This is a genomic window from Flavobacterium piscisymbiosum (genome assembly GCF_020905295.1).
Taxonomy (GTDB): Bacteria; Bacteroidota; Bacteroidia; order Flavobacteriales; family Flavobacteriaceae; genus Flavobacterium; species Flavobacterium piscisymbiosum.
In genome coordinates, this window is record NZ_JAJJMM010000001.1 from 1,971,093 (window position 1) to 1,991,187 (window position 20,095).

Sequence of the window (20,095 nt, forward strand, 5' to 3'; positions counted from 1 at the left end):
CCGTTATGAGACAAAAAATACCCAATATACGCCAGCAAATTCTGGAAGCTAAAAGTAACGGACAAAAATTACTCGCTATACTTTTAGATCCTGATAAAATTGTTTGGGAAAATTTAGATCATTTGTTGCTTAAAATCAATCAATCGCCTGCAACGCATATTTTTGTGGGAGGAAGCATTGTAGAATCTACAATTTTAGAAGATTTAATTGCAGTATTAAAACAAAAAACAAATTTGCCCGTTGTCATATTTCCGGGTAATCCGTCGCAAATTTCGCCTCAGGCCGATGCTATTTTGTTCTTGTCTTTATTGTCCGGACGAAATCCTGATTATTTGATAGAATATCAGGTTCAGGCCGCTCCAATACTTAAAAAAACAAATCTTGAAGTTATTGCTACAGGTTATATTTTGATCGAAAGCGGTAATGAAACGGCCGTAGCACGAGTAAGCAAAACAAAGCCATTAAACAGAGAAAATTTAGATCTGGTTCTGGCCACTGCACAGGCTGGAGAAATGTTAGGCAATCAATTAATCTATCTCGAGGCAGGAAGCGGAGCAAAGCAGCCCGTTCCGCTGGAAATGATACAGTTAATTGCTCAAAATATTAATATTCCTATTATTGTTGGAGGAGGAATTGTAGATTTGCACGGAATTCAAAATGCCTATAATGCCGGTGCAGATTTGGTCGTTATAGGAACTGCTTTCGAAAACGACAGTCATTTTTTTGAATCATAATTAAGAACCACCAAAAACAACCCGCCCAATGATAGATTTTTTTCTTGAAAGTTACAAAAACGCTCCGCTTTGGCATATTGTCCTGGAATTTTTGGTTTTTGTTTGTGGTATTTTAAGTGTTTGGTTTGCGAAGAAAGAAAATATCTGGGTGTATCCAACTGGTTTAGTCGCTACGGTGATTTCAGTGTATCTGCTATACGTTGCAGGTTATATTGGCGATATGATTATCAATGGGTATTTCTCTATAATGAGTATTTACGGTTGGTACGTTTGGGGAAAAGGCGGAATCACAGAAGATAATTTGCCTATTACGAGAACAAATGTTAATGAAAAAATAATTGGAGTTATACTGTTTTTTGTAACTGTTTTTGTAGTTTTCGGAATTTATAAATATTTCGATTATGAAATTCATAAAGACAATTATGTCGACATGATTTCGTCTGGAATATTTTTTGCAGGAATGTGGTACATGGCCAGGAAAAAGATCGAAAACTGGACACTTTGGATCATTGGCGACATTATTGTAGTGCCTCTTTATGCCTATCGCGGTTTAGGGATGTTGTCGCTACAATATTTAATTTTTACAATTTTGGCTATTTCAGCTTATTTAGAATGGAGAAAAATCTTAGACAGCAAAAAACAGCTATCATAAAAATTGCCTTATTTGGTCCTGAAAGTACGGGCAAAACTACATTGGCAAAACAACTTGCAGAATATTACGAAACCGAATGGGTTCCCGAATTTGCACGTGATTATTTGCAGGAAAAATGGGAAGAGAACCAACACATTTGTGTGGCCGATGATATGTTGCCTATTGCGTACGGACAAGTTGCATTAGAAAATAAAAAATTGGCCTCCGCCAAAAAGTATTTGTTTTCTGACACTAATTTGATGGTGACCAAAGTTTTTTCTGAAATGTATTATGGTTTTTGTGATCCGCTTTTAAACGAAGCTGCATTAGAACATGAATACGATTTGTTTTTCCTTACCGATATTGATGTTCCCTGGGAAAAAGACGACATTAGAGATACTCCTGACGGAAGGGAATCGGTATTCTCGGTTTTTAAACAAACCCTGATTGATACTAAAAAACCTTTTATAACACTTTCCGGTAATAAAGAAAGCCGTTTGGCAAAAGCAACTTCAATTATAGATAATTTATCTCTTGCAAAACAGCATGGTTTTTCATCAGCAGATTTTGTTCAGATATACAATCACGGAATTCCTTTTGATAAAATTCTTAAACAGCTTGAAATTTTTAAAAACGGAATTTTAAAAAGCAACTTAATAAGTCCTGCTACAATCAATAACGGAATTTTAAGTCTTTCAGAAACTGAATTCGAAGAAAAAGCGAATTTTTTTGATCTTCAAAAAGAAAAATTAAAACTAAAAAAGTTTGTTCCGGCTTCGGGTGCGGCAAGCAGAATGTTTAAATTTTTAACCGCTTTCCTGAATGATTTCGACATTAAAAAAGAAACTATAAATGCGTATATCAATAGAAAAAAAGACAGTGATTTGTCGATTTTTATTGTCGCAATGGATAAGTTTCCGTTTTTTAAAACATTAGACGAAAAGCTTAAAGAGATTTATCCTGATTTTGAAACTTTAGACAGGGATTATAAAAATTATTACTTCGTAAAAACATTACTTTCTCCGGAATATTTTGATTTTGCAAACAAGCCAAAAGCAGTTTTGCCATTTCATCAATATAAAACACATATAGCCAACCCGATAGAAGAACATTTGAATGAATGTGTGCATTATGCAACTTCAAATCAGGTTTCTAATTTACATTTTACAGTTTCTGAAATACATCAAACTTTATTCGAAAATGAAGTTGAGGTACTCAAGGAAAAAGTAGAACAAGATTCGAAAGTTAAAATTGATATAGGTTATTCGTACCAAAACAAAAGCACCGATTCTATTTGTGTAGATGCAAAAAACATTCCTGTTCGTGACAAAGAAAACAATTTGGTTTTTAGACCTGGCGGACATGGAGCGTTGATTGAGAACTTAAAAGAACTCGACTCTGATATTATTTTCATCAAAAACATTGACAATGTGATTCAAAATCATATTGATAAAATCGCATTGTATAAAAAGGCTTTGGCCGGTGTTTTAATAAAAGTGCAGCAAAAAGTTTTCGGCTATTTAAATGCAATTGAAAAGCAGGAAATAAAAGAAGAAAACATCGAAGAAATTGTTGCTTTTTTGATGCAGAAGCTCAATATTGAGTTAAGTAATGATTTTAATAAATTCACTTTCAAAAATAAAATCAATAAAATAAAAGAATTACTCAACAGGCCAATTCGCGTTTGCGGAATGGTAAAAAATGAAGGAGAACCGGGTGGAGGACCATTTTGGGTAAGAAATGATAAAGGCGCTGTCTCGTTACAGATTGTAGAAACATCGCAAGTAGATTTGGCCAATAAAAAACAAACGGAAATTCTTGCCGAAGCAACACATTTTAATCCGGTTGATCTGGTTTGCGGAATCAAAAATTATAAAAATGAAAAGTTTGATTTGCTGCAATTTGTCGATCAAAAAGCAGGTTTTATAGTCGAGAAAAGTGTAGACGGAAAAACAGTCAAAAGCTACGAATTACCGGGATTATGGAATGGTGCAATGGCCAATTGGTTAACTATTTTTGTAGCAGTTCCCCTGATTACTTTTAATCCGGTGAAAACAGTAAACGATTTATTAAAAGCAGCACATCAGCCACAATAATGGATATCGAAAAAATCATATCAGAGTTAAGTTTTAAAGCAGTCAGAAGTAGTGGTGCCGGCGGACAAAATGTAAACAAAGTTTCTTCGAAAGTAGTTTTAACTTTTGATTTGAATGCTTCTCAGGCTTTATCCGAAGAAGAGAAATTGCTTTTGCTAACCAATATCTCGTCCCGATTAACAACAGAAAATATCCTGATTTTAAATTGCGACGAAGACAGAAGCCAGCTTAAAAACAAAGACATTGTGATAAAACGCTTTCTGGAAATTATTAAAAAAGGATTGTTTGTTCCTAAAATTCGTAAAGCAACCAAAATACCAAAATCGGTAATTAAGAAAAGAATAAAGGACAAAAAGAATATTTCTGAGAGAAAACAATCTCGTAAGAAGCCAGACTTAGATTAAAATTCCAATTTTTAAAATTCCAAATTCCAAAAAGCTCACTATGTAGTTTTCAATTGGAATTTGGAATTTCAGTTTTTGGGATTTATTGTTTTTGGAGTTTAATTTATTGTAATTGATTTTTGCCATTGTCTTTTGACTTTTGAAATTTTTAACACTACATTTGCACTGTCTCAAAGGGGTGCTCTAAATAACGAGCTGAGATCATACCCAACGAACCTGAGCGAGTAATGTCGCTAAGGGAAATAAACGACAATTTTAGCGTGCACACTATATTTTGTCGTGAAACATTTATTAATTTTAACAAAGAATAATTCCCCCTTTTATTCGTAATTCTTTACGAATGAAAACTATTATTAAAAGTACTGAGGTACTAAGTTGCAAAGGTTCTAAGTCTCAAAAATTGGGCAGAACCAAATCTATTTTCTTTATTCTATTTTCTTTACTCTATTCTCTTTCTTCTATTTCACAGGAACAAGATTCAACCAAAGTCAATAAGCTTGATGATGTTTTAGTTTCGGCGGTTCGTGTTACGACAAAAACTCCGGTTACATTTAGTAATATGGATAAAAAGGAAATTAAATTTAGAAACTTAGGACAGGATATTCCAGTTTTAATGAACTATTTGCCATCTGTTGTTACTACTTCTGATGCAGGAGGAGGAATAGGGTATACCGGAATCAGAGTCCGCGGAAGCGATGCTACAAGAGTAAACGTAACCATCAACGGAATTCCGTATAATGATTCTGAAAGTCAGGGAACTTTCTGGGTAAATATGCCGGACTTTGCTTCATCTGTAGAAAGTTTACAGTTGCAGCGTGGTGTAGGAACTTCTACAAATGGTTCAGGAGCTTTTGGCGCGAGTTTAAACATGCTTACAGATAGTTATGCTTCAAAACCAACCGGAGAAATTTCGAGTTCTTACGGAAGTTTCAATTCAAATAAAAACACGGTAAAATTCAGTACAGGTTTATTAAACGATCATTTTGAATTGGCCGGACGTTTGTCTACCATTAAATCTGATGGTTATGTAGATCGTGCCAGTTCTGATCTTAAATCCTATTTTCTGCAAGGAACTTACGTAGGAAAAACGACTTTAATTAAAGCGTTGGTTTTTGGCGGAACCGAAAAAACCTACCAATCCTGGAACGGAATTGATGCTGAAACTTTAAATTCAGATCGAACTTATAATTCTGCAGGAAAGTATAAAGATGAAGCAGGAAATGTTCATTTCTACGACAATGAGACCGATAATTACAAACAAAACCATTATCAATTGCATTGGAGCGAATCATGGTCTGATAAATGGAGCAGCAATTTTGCTCTTCATTATACTAAAGGACAAGGATTTTATGAAAATTATAAATACAATGAACCAGTTGAAGGATACGGACCAATTCAGCCAACAAAAATGGTTGAAAATGATTTGGGAGAATTAGTTCCCGGAACAGATTTAATTCGTCAGAAATGGTTAGACAATGATTTCTACGGAACAACTTTTTCTGTAAAATACAAAGAAGAAAAGCTTGATGTTATTCTTGGCGGAGGCTGGAACAAATATGAAGGCGATCATTACGGAAAAGTAATCTGGGCAAGAAATTCTGATCTGTCGGAATTAGGCGATCATTATTATGATGATTATTCAACAAAAACAGATGGAAATATCTTTGCAAAAGCCAACTATCAATTTACTGAAAAATTGAGTTTCTACGGAGATTTACAATATAGAAGAGTTCAGTACAAAGCAAATTCAAAAGAAACAGGAATAGTCGATGATACTTTCAATTTCTTCAATCCAAAAGCAGGATTGAATTATGAAATCAATGAAAAGAATACACTTTACTTTTCGTACGCACGCGCTAATCGTGAACCCAACAGAACCGATTATGAAGGCGGAAATGTAAAGCCTGAGAAATTAAATGATTTTGAATTAGGATGGAGATTCAATTCAGAGAAATTTCAATTGAATTCTAATTTCTATTATATGGGTTACAAAGATCAATTGATCTTAACCGGAAGATTAGATGATGTTGGAGCGCCAATTCGTGCCAATACTGAAAAAAGTTACCGTTTAGGGTTTGAAGTAGATGCGACAATAAAGCTTTCGGAGAAATTTCTTCTTAGACCTAATTTCACTTTAAGCAGCAATAAAAATGTTGATTTAGCTGTTGAAGGACAATACTACGGAACAACAGATATTGCTTATTCGCCAAATGTGATTGCCGGAAATATTATTGTGTACAGCCCGATGGAGAGTTTACACATTTCATTATTGCAAAAATTTGTTGGAGAGCAATACATGAACAATATCGAATTGCCCGAAGCGAAGCTGGCAGATTATTTTGTAAACGATTTGAATGTATCTTACGAGATAAAACCAAAATCAGTTTTCAAATCGATTATGATTACCGGTTTAGTAAATAATATTCTGGATAAAAAATATGTTTCAAACGGAGCCATGTGGGATGTTTATCCTTACTATTATCCGCAGGCAGGGATTAATTTCCTGGCCGGACTTACTTTGAAATTCTAAAAAGCCTGAAAATAAAAAAGCCTGAAAGTTTAAATTTTCAGGCTTTTTTTATATTAATTATAAACGTGAATTATGGTTCCGCTTACTTCTACACGATATTGTTTTAATGGATATTCTTTTCCTCCAAGTCCGGTAAATAAACTATACTCTGTTTTATCGCAGGAACAAACGGCATTAATACCATTAATTGTCATAGCAATACATGAAGTCACAGCTTGATTAGGACAAGCGGCGTCAAATGCATTATAGCCACTTCCGGTATTAAAAATAATAATTCCTTTTGCTCCGTAATTAGGAACGATAACTCCATTACTAGGAAATTTAAGATTAGAGTAAGCCGGTAAATTCATATCAACTGTCAGGTTAACAGGGTAACTTGGTATGTTTGGGTTTTTGTTACTTACGCCATTATCACTGCAGGAGATAAGTACAGAAACAAATACGATTAATAGCCAGAATTTTTTCATTATTTTAATAAGAATTAGTGAAACAAAAATAATTTATTTAGATTTGATTTTTATATGATTAACATATAATTATGTACTATAAAAAATAATAGTATATTTGTAATACAAAATCCCGTCCCGATGGGATTTTTTGTATTTATATAAACGACGAAGTTATGAGTAAAGTATCTTATTATACCGCAGAAGGATTAAAAAAATTAAAAGATGAGTTGGAGCATTTAAAAAGTGTAATGCGTCCAAAGGCATCTCAAGATATAGCAGAAGCAAGAGACAAAGGTGATTTATCTGAAAACGCCGAATATGATGCCGCAAAAGAAGCACAAGGTTTACTTGAAATGAGAATTTCTAAACTGGAAGAAGTGTATTCTAATGCAAGATTAATAGATGAATCTCAATTGGATGTTTCGAAAGCATTGGTACTTTCTAATGTAAAAATTAAGAACCAAGGCAACGGAATGGAAATGAAATATACGCTTGTTGCAGAAAGTGAAGCCGATTTAAAAACAGGAAAAATCTCTGTAACATCTCCTATTGGGAAAGGTTTACTAGGGAAATCGGTTGGAGAAGTAGCTGAAATCACAGTACCAAACGGAGTTTTGAAATTTGAAATTCTTGAAATTACAAGAGACTAAATTATAATGTTTAATTGGTTAATCGTTTATTTGTTTAACCGATTTAACGATTCAACAAATAAACAAGTAAACAATGTCATCAATATTTACCAAAATAGTAAACGGAGAAATTCCAGCCTGTAAAATCGCCGAAGATGATAATTATCTGGCTTTTTTAGATGTAAATCCAAATGCAAAAGGACATACGCTTTGTATTCCGAAACAAGAAATCGATAAGATTTTTGATATGGATGATGAGTTGTATTTAGGTCTAATGAAGTTTTCTAAGAAAATTGCAATCGCTTTAGAGAAAACCGTTCCCTGCAAAAGAGTAGGAATGGCTGTTGTAGGACTAGAAGTTCCTCATGCGCACGTACATTTGATTCCATTAAACCATATGGATGAAATGCGTTTTCATGATAAAGTATCGCTTTCTAAAGAAGAATTTGAAGCTTTGGCTAAAAGTATTCAGGCGAATTTATAGTTAATTATAATTGTTATGACGGATGTCAGGCTGAGCGAAGTCGTATGTCAGGTTGAGCGAAGTCGAAGCCAAGTCCTGATTGAACATAAAGGGTTTCGACTTCGCTCAACCTCACAAAACGTTCAGAAATAAAAAAACATTAAAAGTGTAGTAAAGTAAAATTTGCTACACTTTTTTATTTAAAGAAATCTGAAATGTAGTTCCTTTTCCAATTTCAGAATGTAAGACTTTTATTTTTCCGCTATGATATTCTTCAACGATTCTTTTGGTAAGGGAAAGCCCCAATCCCCAACCACGTTTTTTTGTAGTAAAACCTGGTTCGAAGATGGTTTTAAATTGATTTTTAGCAATCCCCGTTCCGGAATCTTTTACGTTTATTTTTACATGATGCGCATCTTGTTCAATTCGAAGATCTAAACTTCCTTTTCCTTTCATGGCGTCAATAGCATTTTTGACTAAATTTTCAATCGTCCAGCTGTGCAGCGTTGGATTTATCATTACCAAAACAGGATCTTTTGGACCATTGTAAGAGAAAGTAACTTGTTTAGAAAAACGTGACTGCAAGTATTCGTAAGTATGTAGTGTCTCAGCAATAATATCATGCTTTTCTAAAACAGGAACCGATCCAATTTTAGAAAAACGATCTGTAATAGTTTGCAGTCTCTCGATGTCTTTTTCTATTTCTGTAGTTATAGATTGATCGATATCTTCTGTTTTTAATATTTCGACCCAGCCAATTAATGAAGACAATGGTGTCCCGATTTGATGTGCAGTTTCCTTTGCCATTCCTGCCCAAAGTTTATTTTGCGTGGCCATTTTATTACTTCTGTAAAAGTTATAAATCAGTGCGCCAAATAAAAAGATGATCAGCAATAAAGCAACGGGATAATACTTAAGTTTATTAAGTAATGCCGAGTTTCCGTAATATACCTCCTGATGTTTTCCGGGAGCATATTCAATAATTATAGGTTCATTTTCGCTTTTTAAGTTCTTTAAATACGACATTGATTTCTTTTTGTCAGCAAGAACTTCTTCTGGCACATTTACAGAACTAATCACTTTGTTATACATAGTAAGCATAACAGGAACCGATGTATTATTGTTTAAAATGTTAAGAGGTAAATCCAGGTCAGTATTTTCATCAGCATTTACCAGTGTTTTTTGTGCATTGGCCCAAAGATTCATCTTTAATCTTTCTTCATTTTTGAAAATTTGGAAAAAAGTATAAGTGTTCCAAAGAATCAAAGAAATGATTAAAAAGGAAATGAAAATAATAATCCAACGAGTAGTATTTCTTCTTTCAGAAAAAGACATAAATTATTTTTTGAGGTATAAATATAACGAAATAAACACATTTAATATTTTATAAACGGCTAAAGATTTTTTGTTTTTAAATCTAAAACTATTTCTTTGACAAAAACGATTTCTCTACTTTTGCAGTAACCGAAATGAGATTAGGTCAAAAAGAAAATTCTATGATTAGCATCGATCCTAAAGAAATTACCACAGCAAAATTGCACGGCTATCTGCAAAGCGCTGTCGGGCCAAGACCAATTGCATTTGCCAGTACAATTAGTGCAAAAGGAATCCCTAATTTGTCGCCTTTTAGTTTCTTTAATGTGTTCAGTGCCAATCCGCCAATTTTGGTTTTTTCCCCAGCACGCCGTGTACGCGATAATACTGTAAAACACACTTTGATCAATGCAGAAGCAACTCGCGAAGTTGTGATAAATGTTGTCAATTATGATATGGTACAGCAAACCTCGTTGGCAAGTACAGAATATGCTGAAGGTGTAAACGAATTTCTCAAAGCCGGACTAACACAAATTCCGTCAGATTTGGTAAAACCTTATCGCGTAAAAGAGTCGCCGGTGCAGTTTGAGTGCAAAGTCACGCAGATTATTCCTTTAGGAGATGAGGGCGGAGCAGGGAATTTGGTTCTTTGCGAAGTGGTAAAAATGCATATTCATGAAGCTGTTTTAGATGAAAACGGAGCCATCGATCAATATAAAATTGATCTGGTTTCGAGATTGGGAAGTAACTGGTATTCAAGATCGAATGAAGGACTTTTTGAAGTGCCAAAACCTCTTACAACATTAGGGGTTGGTGTAGATGTAATCCCTGATTACATCAGGAAAAGCAGGGTTTTTAACGGAAATGATTTAGGAAAATTAGGTAATATAGAAGCCTTGCCTACAACGGAAGAAGTTAGTATATTTGTGAAAGAAAACTTTTCGGTGAAAGGCGTATTAAGTTCCGATGATCAGGAAAAGATACATTTAGAAGCCAAAAAATATTTGAATAAAGATGATATTTCATCGGCATGGAAAGTGCTTTTAGCAAAAAAATAGAAAAGAAACAATAATTAATATAGAAGAAGATGGAAGTTACAGGAAAAGTAAAAGTGGTGAACCCAGAGCAACAAGTTAGTGCTGCATTCAAAAAAAGAGAGTTGGTTGTTACCACAGATGAGCAGTATCCACAGCATATTTTGATCGAATTTACACAAGATAAATGCGATTTATTAAGTAGCTACAAACAAGGAGAGGCAGTAAAAGTTTCTATCAATTTAAGAGGAAGAGAATGGGTTAATCCACAAGGAGAAACCAGATATTTCAATAGTATTCAAGGTTGGAGAATCGAAAGATTAGCACCAGAAGGTCCTGGACAAACTCCGGCAATGCCAACTGCTGAAACTTTTGCACCAGCAACAAACTTAAACGAAGACGAACCAGACGATTTACCTTTCTAAGCGTTTAAAATTCAAAAAATAAATTCCAAATTCCAATTCATAAAATATGCAATTGGAGTTTGGAATTTTGTTTTTGTACGCTTTTTAGTGCACATTAATCGTGTAGACCTAATCAGCACTTGGAATTTAAAAAATTGGAATTTTTAAAAACATGTATTACGTATTCAACGATTTATTTTTCCCTCCCGTTTCAGAAGCCGATGAAGAAGGCATTCTGGCCATTGGCGGTGACTTAGATCCGGAACGATTAAAGTTAGCTTACAAAAGCGGAATTTTCCCTTGGTTTAATGAAGGAGATCCAATTCTTTGGTGGTCGCCGGATCCTAGAATGGTTTTGTTCTTGGATGAGTTGATTGTGTCTAAAAGTATGCGGAATATTTTGAATAGAAACCAGTTTAAAGTTACGTTGAATCAGAACTTTAAAGAGGTTATTTCGAATTGCCAGAACATAAAGCGCGATGGTCAAAACGGAACCTGGATTTCAAACGAAATGATCGATGCCTATTGTAAACTGAATGAACAGGGAATAGCAAAATCTGTTGAGGTTTGGCAGAATGAGGTTTTGGTTGGCGGTTTATACGGAATCGATTTGGGACATGTTTTTTGTGGAGAAAGTATGTTTTCGAAAGTGTCCAATGCTTCAAAAGTCGCTTTTATTGCCTTGGTAAATTATTTAAAAAAAGAGAATTACAAACTTTTAGATTGTCAGGTTTACAATCCGCATTTAGAAAGTTTAGGTTGCCGCGAAATCGATCGTGAAGAATTTATGTCTATTATAGAAAATAAGGAATAATGAGTGCAGTTTATAGTGTAAAAGAAATTTATATCTACCCGATAAAAAGTTTGGCAGGAATTAGTTGCCAGCAAGCTTTAGCAGAAGAAATGGGATTCGAAAACGATCGCAGATGGATGTTGATTGATGCAGATAATCAAATGATAACGCAGAGAGAACATCGCATTATGAGTCAGTTTTATCCACAGATTTCAGACGGAAAAGTTAGCATTACTTTTCAGGATCAAAAGCATGAATTCTCTATTCATGAACATTTAGATAATTCGATAAAAGTGAATGTTTGGGACGATAAAAGCGAAGTTATAGAAGTGAATCGATCAACTTCAAAATGGTTTAGCGAACATTTGGGTTTTGAATGTAAATTGGTTAAAATCATCAAAAACGGAGATCGCAAACATGAAAATTCAAAATTAAAAGAAACTTTCAATGTAAGTCTTGCTGATGGTTATCCGTATTTAATGATAGGAAGTCAAAGCTTAGATTTTCTAAATGAAAAATTAACAGATAAAATTACTGTTTTAAGATTTCGCCCTAACATCGTAATAAGCAGCCAGAATCCTCATGAAGAAGATGATTTTACGACTTTTAAAATTGCAGAAGTTCAATTTAAAAATATAAAACCATGCGGAAGATGTATTATGGTAAATAATGATCCTGAAAATGGTAAATTAAAAAAAGAACCGCTCAAAACCTTAAGTAAATATCGAGTGGTCGATAATTCTGTTTTATTCGGGACAAATATTGTGAGTTTAAATTCAGGAATTATTAGTGTAGGCGATGAGATTGTATTTTAAAAATTCAGTTTTGTAAAGTTCCAATTGGTTGTATTAAAAAGTACTAACTCGTTTTTTAAAGTAGGTAATTCCAAAATCAATTTTAAGGTTTCGTGCGCCATCATAGTTCCAATAATTCCCGGAAGAGTTCCTAAAACGCCATTCAAATTACAATTCGGAACATCTTTTGGATCCGGCATTTCAGGAAATAAATCGCGTAAATTTTTACTTCCGTTGTGATTGAAAACCGCAACTTGACCTTCAAATTTTAGAATACTTCCGTAAACCAATGGTTTTTGTAAAGCAACACAAGTGTCATTTACCAGATAACGCGTTGCAAAATTGTCCGAACCATCTACAACAATATCATAGTGCTGAATTATTTTTTCAGCATTTTCAGCATTTAGTTTTTCTCTAATTGCAATTACTTCGATCAGCGGATTTAGTTTTGAAACCACTTCTTTGGCAACAACCGATTTTTCCTGACCAATTTCATTTTCAGTATATAAAATCTGACGATGCAAATTGTGAATTTCAATAGTGTCAAAATCCATAATTCCGATACAACCAACTCCTGCAGTCGAAATATATTGCAAAATAGGGCATCCTAAACCTCCTGCACCAATAACTAATGCCTTTGCTTTTTTTAGTTTTTCCTGACCTTCATCACCAATTTCGGGTAATATAGTTTGTCTGTTGTAACGAAGGAATTCTTGTATAATACTCATTTGGGGATTTTAGATTTTAGATTGTTGATTTTAGATTTTTGGAATTTGGAATTTGGAATTTATTTTTTGGAATTTTCTAGCTATAACTTTTATCCCAATCTTTCCAAACAGGTTCGTAACCTGAATTTGTTATGATTTGTGCAATTTCTTTTGCGGAGCGTTCATCGCTGATTTCAAATTGTTCCAGAGATTGCAGATCAACGACATAACCTCCGGGATTTGTTTTAGAACCGGCACTCATACTTGTAACACCAATTGGGATAATGTTGTTTCTGAATTTTTCATTTTCTCGGGTCGAAATTGAGATTTCCAGATCTTCATTCCACAAACGATAAGCACAAATCAATTGTGTCAAATCTTTATCATCCATAATAAAATTAGGTTCGATAATGCCTTCGGCAGGACGTAATCTTGGGAAAGAAACGGAATATTTAGTTTGCCAGTATTTCTTTTGAAGGTAATCGAGATGCAGTGCATTAAAAAAGCTATCGGTTCGCCAATCTTCCAAACCTAATAAAACGCCTAAACCTATCTTATGAATTCCTGCAGTTCCAATTCGATCAGGAGTTTCCAGTCTGTAATCGAAATTTGATTTTTTGCCTTTAGTATGGTATTTTTTGTAAACTTCCTGATGATACGTTTCCTGATACACTAAAACGGAATACACGCCAGCTTCGTGCAAACGCTCATAATCTTCGGTAGAAAGTGGCTGAACTTCTACAGAAATAATCGAAAACTCCTTGCTTATTAACGCAATTGCATTCAGGAAATAATTAATGTTTACAGTATAATTTGCTTCGCCCGTAACCAATAAAACGTGATCGAAACCAACATCTTTCAAAGCTTCAACTTCAAGTTTTATTTCAGCATCAGAAAGAGTTTTTCGTTTGATTTTATTGTCTAAACTAAAGCCGCAATAGGTACAAATGTTTTGGCATTCGTTGCTGAGATAAAGCGGTGCATACATTTGGATGGTTTTTCCAAAACGTTTCTTAGTGATTTCGTGGCATTCCTGTGCCATTTGCTCCAGATAATTTTGTGCAACGGGAGAAATCAGAACCAAAAAGTCATTGAGATTGCGTTTGGTTTTTGCCAAGGAGCGTTCTACATCTTTTGCTGATGTTTTGTATATTTTAGATTGAATATTATCCCAATTATATTGCTCAAATATTGCTTTAAATGTTTTCATTTGGATTTTGGTGTTTTACCGCAGATTTATCAGATAGATTAGATTTTATTTGCGACTCTATGTATATTATCTAGAATATTTGTGCAATTAAAATTGACTAATAACCCGAGTTTTTTATTTGTTAGTTTTAAATAAGTATTTAATTGTTTAAAGTGAATGGATTTCAATTCATCAACAGATTTCAATTCAACAATTACTTTGTCTTCAACCAATAAATCTAATCGAAAAGTGATATCTAATTCTATGTTATCATATTTAACGGGTAGATTAACTTGTTTGATGGTGTTTAATCCATCCTTATTTAATTGATAATATAAAGCGCTTTCGTAAATTGATTCTAATAATCCGGGACCTAAAGTATTGTAAACTGTAAAAATAGCACCTCGTATTTTATATGAAATTTCATTTTCGGACATAATAGTGATTTTAACTTTAAATCAAATTTAATGAAATTTCCTACTTTTTGTAAAAAAATTTCTCGCAGATTTGGCAGATTGAGCAGATTTTTTTTTTTCATTTTGTTAAATTTTATAAATCTGCTCAATCTGCCAAATCTGCGAGAGATTAAAACTAGTCATATAAAAATGATGTCAAAGGACTAGAAGCCACAGCATAATTCTGCTGATTTGCAATTCGGGCTTCAAATGCTTTTCGTCCTGCAATAACCGCTTCCTTAAACGCTTCAGCCATTAATTTCGGATTTCCCGCTACAGCAATTGCAGTATTAACCAAAACAGCATCGGCGCCAATTTCCATTGCTTTTGCAGCGTCAGATGGTGCGCCAATTCCGGCATCTACGATTACGGGAACATTGCTTTGTTCGATTATAATTTCGAGAAAATCTATTGTTTTAAGACCTTTGTTACTGCCAATTGGCGATCCCAAAGGCATTACGGCAGAAGTTCCTGCATTTTCTAAATGTTTGCATAAAACAGGATCAGCATGTATGTAAGGCAAAACGAAGAAACCAAGTTTGGCCAATTCTTCCGTTGCTTTTAAAGTCTCGATGGGATCCGGCATTAAGTATTTAGGATCGGGATGAATTTCTAGTTTTAGCCAGTTTGTTTCTAAAGCTTCTCTGGCCAATTGTGCAGCGAAAACAGCTTCTTTGACATTTCTAGCTCCTGAAGTATTGGGTAATAAATGAATATTTGGGTGTTGTAAATGCGATAAAATAGCATCGGTTTCGGTTTCTAAATCGATGCGTTTTAGGGCAACAGTCACCAACTCACTTCCTGAGGCTAAAATAGCGTCTTCCATTTCAAGGTTAGAACCAAATTTTCCGGTTCCTAAAAACAGGCGGGAGGTTAGTGTTTTATCTCCAATTTTAAACAATGACGTTTGCATATAACTTTTCGTTTAGTTGTTGAATTAACTTCTTCTTTTGATCACTATTAGTAATCATTCCTGATACGGCAATTCCGTGAATTCCGGTTTCCATTAAAGGATTTATATCATTTAATGTAATTCCTCCAATAGCATAAACAGGAGTTTTGAGATTGCTGTTTTTCATCTTTTCAATAATAGCAACATATCCTGATAAACCTAAAACAGGACTTAGTTTCTCTTTTGTTTTAGTAAATTGAAATGGACCAAGACCAATATAATCGCAGCCATTTTTAATATGATTTTTGATATCTTCAAAAGTATTTGCTGTTCCTCCAATGATTTTTGTACTGCCTAATATGGATCTGGCTTCGGCAATATTCATATCGGTTAAACCTAAATGAACTCCGTCGGCAGCAATTTGCTGAGCGAGATAGAGATTGTCGTTTATAATAAAATTGGCGAGATATTCTTCGCATAAAAACTTTGCTGCTTCTGCTAAAGCAAAAGTATCTTTGGTAGTTTGATTTTTAAATCGCATTTGTACCCAATCACAGCCTGCGTCCAGAGCCTGATGAATATTGTACAATTGTTCTTCGATTGTATTTCCTTGTGAGATGTACTGTAATTTGTTATACATAATGATATCCGATTAAAGTTGAATTTGAACTCAGGAATTTTTCTATGTAGGTTTTAGCATTTTTGCAAGCTTCTGTTAGCGTTTGATTTAAAGCGAGATTTGAGGCGATGGCAGAGGATAAAACACAGCCGGAACCGTGTTTTTCGAAGCATTTTTTATTAGACGGTAGGAAATCGATAATTTCATCTTTTAGAAATAAACGATCTGTTCCAATTTCAATAGGATTGTGCCCACCTTTTAATAAAACAGAAGTTGAGATTTCATTTTTAAGCGAAAGTTGATTCGAAATAAAACCTGGAAATAAGATTTCAGCTTCATTATAGTTGGGCGTAATCAAATCAATTTTGGATAGCATTTTATTCAACTCCAATTGGTTTTCAATTGTGGTGAAGTTGAAATCTGTAGTCGATTTTAAAACGGGATCCCAAACAATTTGTGTTGTTGGTGATAATGCTTTTATTACTGAAAGAATTTGGTTTAAATAATCTAACGAAGGAACAATCCCAATTTTTACTGATTGAATATTATAGCTTTTAAACAATGTTTCAATTGATCGAATAACAAAACTCAAATCAGTCCATTCAATTTCAAAAAACTCATTTTCAGTCTGAATGGTATTCGCCGTTGTAATGGCAAATCCGGTCACCTGATGTTGCTCAAATGTTTTAATGTCAGCCAAGACACCTGCGCCACCAATAGGGTCAAAACCTGCTATACTAAGTACGATTGGGCGATTTGTTGACATAATTTGAATTGTTTTATTGGGTTTTTGTTATTCCAGATTGTTCCTAAAAGAGCGACATCATCAAAACCGTTTTCTAATGTTTCTTTGATATTTTTAGCATCAATTCCGCCTAAAGCGATTACTTTTGTTTTGTAATTTGTTCTTCGTTTTAAAGCTTCAAAAAGATTAGTTTTTGGATGATAATTTTCCTTAGAGATACTTGTAAAAACAGGACTTAAAAAAGCATAATCAAAATCATTTTCTAAAGAATTGAACTCTTCAATAGCATGTGTTGATGTGGAAAGCGTTTTTTGATCAGGATTAATTGAAAAACTATTTCGTCTGTCTTTTTCAGAAAAATGAATTCTATTGATTCTAAAATTCTCTGCTAATTGATGATGATTGTGTAAAGCCAATTTAGAGCGGAATTCCAATCTTATCTGATGAATAAATCGTGCCATTTCAAGCTCAGAAAAATCAGGTTTCCGAATATGAAGCAAAGACAATCCTTCTTCAAATAAAGATTCAATAATGTTGATTTCATTTGCAATCGAAGAAGGATTTGTAATTACAATCATATCTTTACTCTTTACTCTTTGTTTTTTCCTCTTTCCTCTTTGTTCTTTCCTCTTTGTTCTTTCCTCTTTGTTCTTTATTCTAGATATAAATCTCTTTCCCTTGCTCAATAAACTCTTCTGATTTCTCCTGCATACCTTTTTCGGCCGCAGCAACATCACGAATTTCCTGAGATATTTTCATCGAACAGAATTTTGGTCCGCACATCGAGCAGAAATGAGCGACTTTTGCGCCATCTGCCGGAAGGGTTTCATCATGAAATTCTCGTGCTGTATCGGGATCAAGAGAAAGATTGAATTGATCTTCCCAACGGAATTCGAAACGGGCTTTGCTTAAAGCATTATCTCGATATTGTGCTCCCGGATGACCTTTAGCTAGATCGGCTGCATGAGCCGAAATTTTATAAGTTATCACGCCATCTTTTACGTCTTTTTTGTTGGGTAAACCAAGATGTTCTTTGGGTGTAACATAACACAACATCGCACAGCCGTACCAACCAATCATTGCTGCTCCAATGGCCGATGTAATATGATCGTAACCTGGTGCAATATCTGTAGTTAAAGGTCCTAAAGTATAAAATGGCGCTTCATGGCAATGTTCTAATTGTTTGTCCATGTTTTCTTTAATCATGTGCATTGGTACGTGACCAGGGCCTTCGATGAAAACCTGAACGTCATGTTTCCATGCAATTTTCGTTAGTTCGCCAAGTGTTTCTAATTCGGCGAATTGAGCGGCGTCGTTGGCATCTGCAATAGATCCCGGACGTAAACCATCTCCAAGAGAAAAAGCAACATCATATTGTTTCATGATTTCGCAGATTTCCTCGAAGTGGGTGTATAAGAAGTTTTCTTTATGATGAAATAAACACCATTTTGCCATGATCGATCCGCCACGAGAAACGATTCCTGTAACACGATCAGCTGTTAAGTGAATGTAACGCAATAAAACTCCGGCATGAATCGTAAAATACGAAACACCTTGTTCTGCCTGTTCTATTAAAGTATCACGGAAAACTTCCCAGGTTAAATCTTCGGCAATTCCTTTTACTTTTTCCAATGCCTGATAAATAGGAACGGTGCCAATAGGAACCGGAGAATTACGAATAATCCATTCTCTGGTTTCATGGATATTTTTTCCTGTAGATAAATCCATGATGGTGTCAGCGCCCCAGCGGCAAGCCCAGACTGCTTTTTCTACTTCTTCTTCGATGCTTGATGTTACGGCGCTGTTCCCGATATTGGCGTTTATTTTTACTAAAAAGTTACGCCCAACAATCATAGGTTCGCTTTCGGGATGGTTGATATTGTTGGGTATTATGGCTCTTCCGCAGGCTACTTCACTTCGAACAAATTCTGGTGTGATTTTGCTTTTTGGTGTGTTCGCTCCAAAACTATGTCCGCTGTGCTGGCATTTCATGGCTTTGGTTTGCTCGTTCAAAAGTTCGATGCGTTGGTTTTCGCGAATCGCAATGTATTCCATTTCCGGAGTTATAATTCCTTGCTTTGCGTAGTATAGTTGTGTAACATTTGCGCCTTTTTTGGCACGTTTTGGCTGGTGTAAATATTCGAAACGAAGGTGATTTAAACTTTCATCTTTTAATCTCGTTTGTCCGTAATCTGATGTGATTTCGTTTAGGATTTCGACATCATTTCTGTTTAAAATCCATTCTTCTCTTAATCTTGGTAATCCTTTACGAATGTCAATTTCGATATTAGGATCTGTGTATGGACCTGAAGTGTCGTAAATTGTTACGGGTGGATTTTTTTCGATTCCGCCATTAGAAAGTTTGGTATCGCTAAGGATTACTTCGCGCATGGCTACTTCTATGGGATGAATTTCGCCTTTTACATATACTTTTTTGGAGTTTGGAAAAGGGGTTCTGGAGATTTGTTCTTCTGTAGTCATAAGGAAAGAAGTTATGAGTTATAAGTTATGAGTTATAAGTTATAAGTTATGAGTTATAAGTTATGAGTTATTGTAGGGGCGCACAACAGTGCGTCTACGTCTGATATGAAATTGGAATTTGGAATTTGTTTTTTCTGCCAGGGATAGAAGTGGAAAGCCCGTAAAGGAGGAAACCGTAAAAAATAAGGATTAGAAAAGCGACCAGCGGAAGCTTTGCTAAGACTATATTTTTTTGGTTGACGACTGCGGACTTGCAACGGATAGCCCGTTTAGGCAGCCTTATTATCCTCCTTGCGTTGCTAAAATAATTAAAATTTCGTCAGTTTCGTGTACGAGATGTTGGTTCCAGTTTATTTTTGGAACAACGGTATTGTTAATGGCAACGGCGATTCCGTTTTGTTTGTGGGGAATTTCGAGATCGAGCAATGATTGAACGCTTAGCGATTCAGCATTGAATTGTTTGATTTGTTGGTTGATTTTTAGTTCCATTCCTTCTGAATTTAGAGTTTTTTGATGATACACAATAGTGCATCTCTACTCTAGGAATGGCTACAATTGCGCATAAAAATGCGCGCAGAAGTCATCTTACTTTTCCCTACGCTAGTATGAACTAGATCAGGTTCAGAGGGTAAAATCTCAGCCTGCTTATTAGCAGACACCCCTAAAGTGTGAAGCAAATATAATGTTTTTTTTAAAGTTTTCAGTCTTGGTTTTGAGTTTTCAGTCTTTAAC

The 20,095-nt window shown here is 34.6% G+C and carries 22 protein-coding genes and 1 riboswitch; of the genes, 11 read left to right on the plus strand and 11 right to left on the minus strand.

The window, feature by feature from the left end:
* Positions 1–5 precede the first annotated feature (5 nt).
* The 5 genes from LNP81_RS08760 to LNP81_RS08780 all read left to right on the plus strand — a co-directional run bounded on the left by LNP81_RS08760 (position 6) and on the right by LNP81_RS08780 (position 6,395).
* A complete protein-coding gene (locus LNP81_RS08760; RefSeq protein ID WP_230035070.1) occupies positions 6–734 on the plus strand; it encodes a phosphoglycerol geranylgeranyltransferase in 729 nt (242 codons plus the stop codon).
* A 28-nt stretch (positions 735–762) separates the two neighbouring features.
* Positions 763–1,386, plus strand: coding sequence for a nicotinamide riboside transporter PnuC (pnuC, locus tag LNP81_RS08765; protein WP_230035072.1), 624 nt, complete (start codon positions 763–765; stop codon positions 1,384–1,386).
* Positions 1,347–3,461, plus strand: a complete 2,115-nt coding sequence (locus tag LNP81_RS08770) for a DUF4301 family protein (protein ID WP_230035074.1) — start codon at positions 1,347–1,349, stop codon at positions 3,459–3,461. The genes pnuC and LNP81_RS08770 overlap by 40 nt, the downstream gene beginning before the upstream one ends.
* On the plus strand, positions 3,461–3,865 hold the full coding sequence (gene arfB, locus LNP81_RS08775; protein WP_230035076.1) for an alternative ribosome rescue aminoacyl-tRNA hydrolase ArfB: 405 nt from the start codon (positions 3,461–3,463) through the stop codon (positions 3,863–3,865). The genes LNP81_RS08770 and arfB overlap by 1 nt, the downstream gene beginning before the upstream one ends.
* Positions 3,866–4,205: 340 nt before the next feature.
* Positions 4,206–6,395, plus strand: a complete 2,190-nt coding sequence (locus LNP81_RS08780; RefSeq protein WP_230035078.1) for a TonB-dependent receptor — start codon at positions 4,206–4,208, stop codon at positions 6,393–6,395.
* Positions 6,396–6,448: 53 nt separating this feature from the next.
* Here LNP81_RS08780 and LNP81_RS08785 read toward each other — a convergent pair whose 3' ends face one another.
* Complete coding sequence (locus tag LNP81_RS08785) at positions 6,449–6,862, minus strand: Rieske (2Fe-2S) protein (protein WP_230035080.1); 414 nt, start codon at positions 6,860–6,862, stop codon at positions 6,449–6,451.
* A gap of 155 nt (positions 6,863–7,017) precedes the next feature.
* Here LNP81_RS08785 and greA point away from each other — a divergent pair, with 155 nt between their 5' ends.
* Positions 7,018–7,494, plus strand: a complete 477-nt coding sequence (gene greA / locus LNP81_RS08790; RefSeq protein WP_065448058.1) for a transcription elongation factor GreA — start codon at positions 7,018–7,020, stop codon at positions 7,492–7,494.
* 73 nt (positions 7,495–7,567) lie between these two features.
* Positions 7,568–7,957 carry an HIT family protein gene (locus LNP81_RS08795; protein WP_230035082.1) on the plus strand — a complete coding sequence of 130 codons (390 nt, stop codon included), beginning with the start codon at positions 7,568–7,570 and terminating at the stop codon, positions 7,955–7,957.
* Positions 7,958–8,122: 165 nt separating this feature from the next.
* Here the strand turns inward: LNP81_RS08795 and LNP81_RS08800 are convergent, their stop codons facing one another.
* A complete protein-coding gene (locus LNP81_RS08800) occupies positions 8,123–9,271 on the minus strand; it encodes a sensor histidine kinase (protein WP_230035084.1) in 1,149 nt (382 codons plus the stop codon).
* A 161-nt stretch (positions 9,272–9,432) separates the two neighbouring features.
* Here LNP81_RS08800 and LNP81_RS08805 point away from each other — a divergent pair, with 161 nt between their 5' ends.
* The 4 genes from LNP81_RS08805 (at position 9,433) to LNP81_RS08820 (ending at position 12,296) form a co-directional block, all read left to right on the plus strand.
* Positions 9,433–10,308: a flavin reductase family protein gene (locus tag LNP81_RS08805; protein ID WP_230035086.1), complete on the plus strand. Its 876-nt coding sequence runs from the start codon at positions 9,433–9,435 to the stop codon at positions 10,306–10,308.
* A 29-nt stretch (positions 10,309–10,337) separates the two neighbouring features.
* Positions 10,338–10,709 (plus strand): DUF3127 domain-containing protein, encoded by a 372-nt coding sequence (locus tag LNP81_RS08810; protein ID WP_065448055.1) that lies wholly within the window; start codon positions 10,338–10,340, stop codon positions 10,707–10,709.
* Positions 10,710–10,860: 151 nt separating this feature from the next.
* Entirely contained in the window at positions 10,861–11,502 is a 642-nt protein-coding gene (gene aat, locus LNP81_RS08815; RefSeq protein ID WP_230035088.1) for a leucyl/phenylalanyl-tRNA--protein transferase, read from the plus strand.
* Entirely contained in the window at positions 11,502–12,296 is a 795-nt protein-coding gene (locus tag LNP81_RS08820) for an MOSC domain-containing protein (RefSeq protein WP_230035090.1), read from the plus strand. Before aat ends, LNP81_RS08820 begins: the two co-directional genes overlap by 1 nt.
* Here LNP81_RS08820 and LNP81_RS08825 read toward each other — a convergent pair.
* The 9 genes from LNP81_RS08825 to thiS all read right to left on the minus strand — a co-directional run bounded on the left by LNP81_RS08825 (position 12,293) and on the right by thiS (position 19,852).
* Positions 12,293–13,003: a HesA/MoeB/ThiF family protein gene (locus tag LNP81_RS08825; protein WP_230035092.1), complete on the minus strand. Its 711-nt coding sequence runs from the start codon at positions 13,001–13,003 to the stop codon at positions 12,293–12,295. The genes LNP81_RS08820 and LNP81_RS08825 overlap by 4 nt on opposite strands.
* Before the next feature lie 76 nt (positions 13,004–13,079).
* Entirely contained in the window at positions 13,080–14,192 is a 1,113-nt protein-coding gene (thiH, locus tag LNP81_RS08830) for a 2-iminoacetate synthase ThiH (RefSeq protein WP_230035094.1), read from the minus strand.
* Between the two features lie 38 nt (positions 14,193–14,230).
* A complete protein-coding gene (locus LNP81_RS08835) occupies positions 14,231–14,608 on the minus strand; it encodes a GxxExxY protein (protein ID WP_230035096.1) in 378 nt (125 codons plus the stop codon).
* Between the two features lie 154 nt (positions 14,609–14,762).
* Entirely contained in the window at positions 14,763–15,539 is a 777-nt protein-coding gene (locus LNP81_RS08840) for a thiazole synthase (RefSeq protein ID WP_305070235.1), read from the minus strand.
* Positions 15,520–16,158: a thiamine phosphate synthase gene (locus LNP81_RS08845; RefSeq protein WP_230035098.1), complete on the minus strand. Its 639-nt coding sequence runs from the start codon at positions 16,156–16,158 to the stop codon at positions 15,520–15,522. Before LNP81_RS08845 ends, LNP81_RS08840 begins: the two co-directional genes overlap by 20 nt.
* Complete coding sequence (locus tag LNP81_RS08850; RefSeq protein ID WP_230035100.1) at positions 16,151–16,903, minus strand: hydroxymethylpyrimidine/phosphomethylpyrimidine kinase; 753 nt, start codon at positions 16,901–16,903, stop codon at positions 16,151–16,153. The genes LNP81_RS08845 and LNP81_RS08850 overlap by 8 nt, the downstream gene beginning before the upstream one ends.
* Entirely contained in the window at positions 16,870–17,460 is a 591-nt protein-coding gene (locus tag LNP81_RS08855; RefSeq protein WP_230035102.1) for a thiamine phosphate synthase, read from the minus strand. The genes LNP81_RS08850 and LNP81_RS08855 overlap by 34 nt, the downstream gene beginning before the upstream one ends.
* A gap of 79 nt (positions 17,461–17,539) precedes the next feature.
* Complete coding sequence (gene thiC, locus LNP81_RS08860) at positions 17,540–19,363, minus strand: phosphomethylpyrimidine synthase ThiC (protein ID WP_230035104.1); 1,824 nt, start codon at positions 19,361–19,363, stop codon at positions 17,540–17,542.
* A 282-nt stretch (positions 19,364–19,645) separates the two neighbouring features.
* Positions 19,646–19,852 carry a sulfur carrier protein ThiS gene (thiS, locus tag LNP81_RS08865; protein WP_230035106.1) on the minus strand — a complete coding sequence of 69 codons (207 nt, stop codon included), beginning with the start codon at positions 19,850–19,852 and terminating at the stop codon, positions 19,646–19,648.
* An 86-nt stretch (positions 19,853–19,938) separates the two neighbouring features.
* Positions 19,939–20,036: riboswitch (TPP riboswitch) on the minus strand.
* Positions 20,037–20,095: the final 59 nt, after the last annotated feature.

What these genes read in the sequence shown, in the direction of transcription:
- LNP81_RS08760 (WP_230035070.1), top strand. Translation starts at nt 6, where the DNA reads ATGAGACAAAAAATACCCAATATACGCCAGCAAATTCTGGAAGCTAAA.
- pnuC (WP_230035072.1), top strand. Translation starts at nt 763, where the DNA reads ATGATAGATTTTTTTCTTGAAAGTTACAAAAACGCTCCGCTTTGGCAT.
- LNP81_RS08770 (WP_230035074.1), top strand. Translation starts at nt 1,347, where the DNA reads ATGGAGAAAAATCTTAGACAGCAAAAAACAGCTATCATAAAAATTGCC.
- arfB (WP_230035076.1), top strand. Translation starts at nt 3,461, where the DNA reads ATGGATATCGAAAAAATCATATCAGAGTTAAGTTTTAAAGCAGTCAGA.
- LNP81_RS08780 (WP_230035078.1), top strand. Translation starts at nt 4,206, where the DNA reads ATGAAAACTATTATTAAAAGTACTGAGGTACTAAGTTGCAAAGGTTCT.
- LNP81_RS08785 (WP_230035080.1), bottom strand. Translation starts at nt 6,862, where the DNA reads ATGAAAAAATTCTGGCTATTAATCGTATTTGTTTCTGTACTTATCTCC.
- greA (WP_065448058.1), top strand. Translation starts at nt 7,018, where the DNA reads ATGAGTAAAGTATCTTATTATACCGCAGAAGGATTAAAAAAATTAAAA.
- LNP81_RS08795 (WP_230035082.1), top strand. Translation starts at nt 7,568, where the DNA reads ATGTCATCAATATTTACCAAAATAGTAAACGGAGAAATTCCAGCCTGT.
- LNP81_RS08800 (WP_230035084.1), bottom strand. Translation starts at nt 9,271, where the DNA reads ATGTCTTTTTCTGAAAGAAGAAATACTACTCGTTGGATTATTATTTTC.
- LNP81_RS08805 (WP_230035086.1), top strand. Translation starts at nt 9,433, where the DNA reads ATGATTAGCATCGATCCTAAAGAAATTACCACAGCAAAATTGCACGGC.
- LNP81_RS08810 (WP_065448055.1), top strand. Translation starts at nt 10,338, where the DNA reads ATGGAAGTTACAGGAAAAGTAAAAGTGGTGAACCCAGAGCAACAAGTT.
- aat (WP_230035088.1), top strand. Translation starts at nt 10,861, where the DNA reads ATGTATTACGTATTCAACGATTTATTTTTCCCTCCCGTTTCAGAAGCC.
- LNP81_RS08820 (WP_230035090.1), top strand. Translation starts at nt 11,502, where the DNA reads ATGAGTGCAGTTTATAGTGTAAAAGAAATTTATATCTACCCGATAAAA.
- LNP81_RS08825 (WP_230035092.1), bottom strand. Translation starts at nt 13,003, where the DNA reads ATGAGTATTATACAAGAATTCCTTCGTTACAACAGACAAACTATATTA.
- thiH (WP_230035094.1), bottom strand. Translation starts at nt 14,192, where the DNA reads ATGAAAACATTTAAAGCAATATTTGAGCAATATAATTGGGATAATATT.
- LNP81_RS08835 (WP_230035096.1), bottom strand. Translation starts at nt 14,608, where the DNA reads ATGTCCGAAAATGAAATTTCATATAAAATACGAGGTGCTATTTTTACA.
- LNP81_RS08840 (WP_305070235.1), bottom strand. Translation starts at nt 15,539, where the DNA reads ATGCAAACGTCATTGTTTAAAATTGGAGATAAAACACTAACCTCCCGC.
- LNP81_RS08845 (WP_230035098.1), bottom strand. Translation starts at nt 16,158, where the DNA reads ATGTATAACAAATTACAGTACATCTCACAAGGAAATACAATCGAAGAA.
- LNP81_RS08850 (WP_230035100.1), bottom strand. Translation starts at nt 16,903, where the DNA reads ATGTCAACAAATCGCCCAATCGTACTTAGTATAGCAGGTTTTGACCCT.
- LNP81_RS08855 (WP_230035102.1), bottom strand. Translation starts at nt 17,460, where the DNA reads ATGATTGTAATTACAAATCCTTCTTCGATTGCAAATGAAATCAACATT.
- thiC (WP_230035104.1), bottom strand. Translation starts at nt 19,363, where the DNA reads ATGACTACAGAAGAACAAATCTCCAGAACCCCTTTTCCAAACTCCAAA.
- thiS (WP_230035106.1), bottom strand. Translation starts at nt 19,852, where the DNA reads ATGGAACTAAAAATCAACCAACAAATCAAACAATTCAATGCTGAATCG.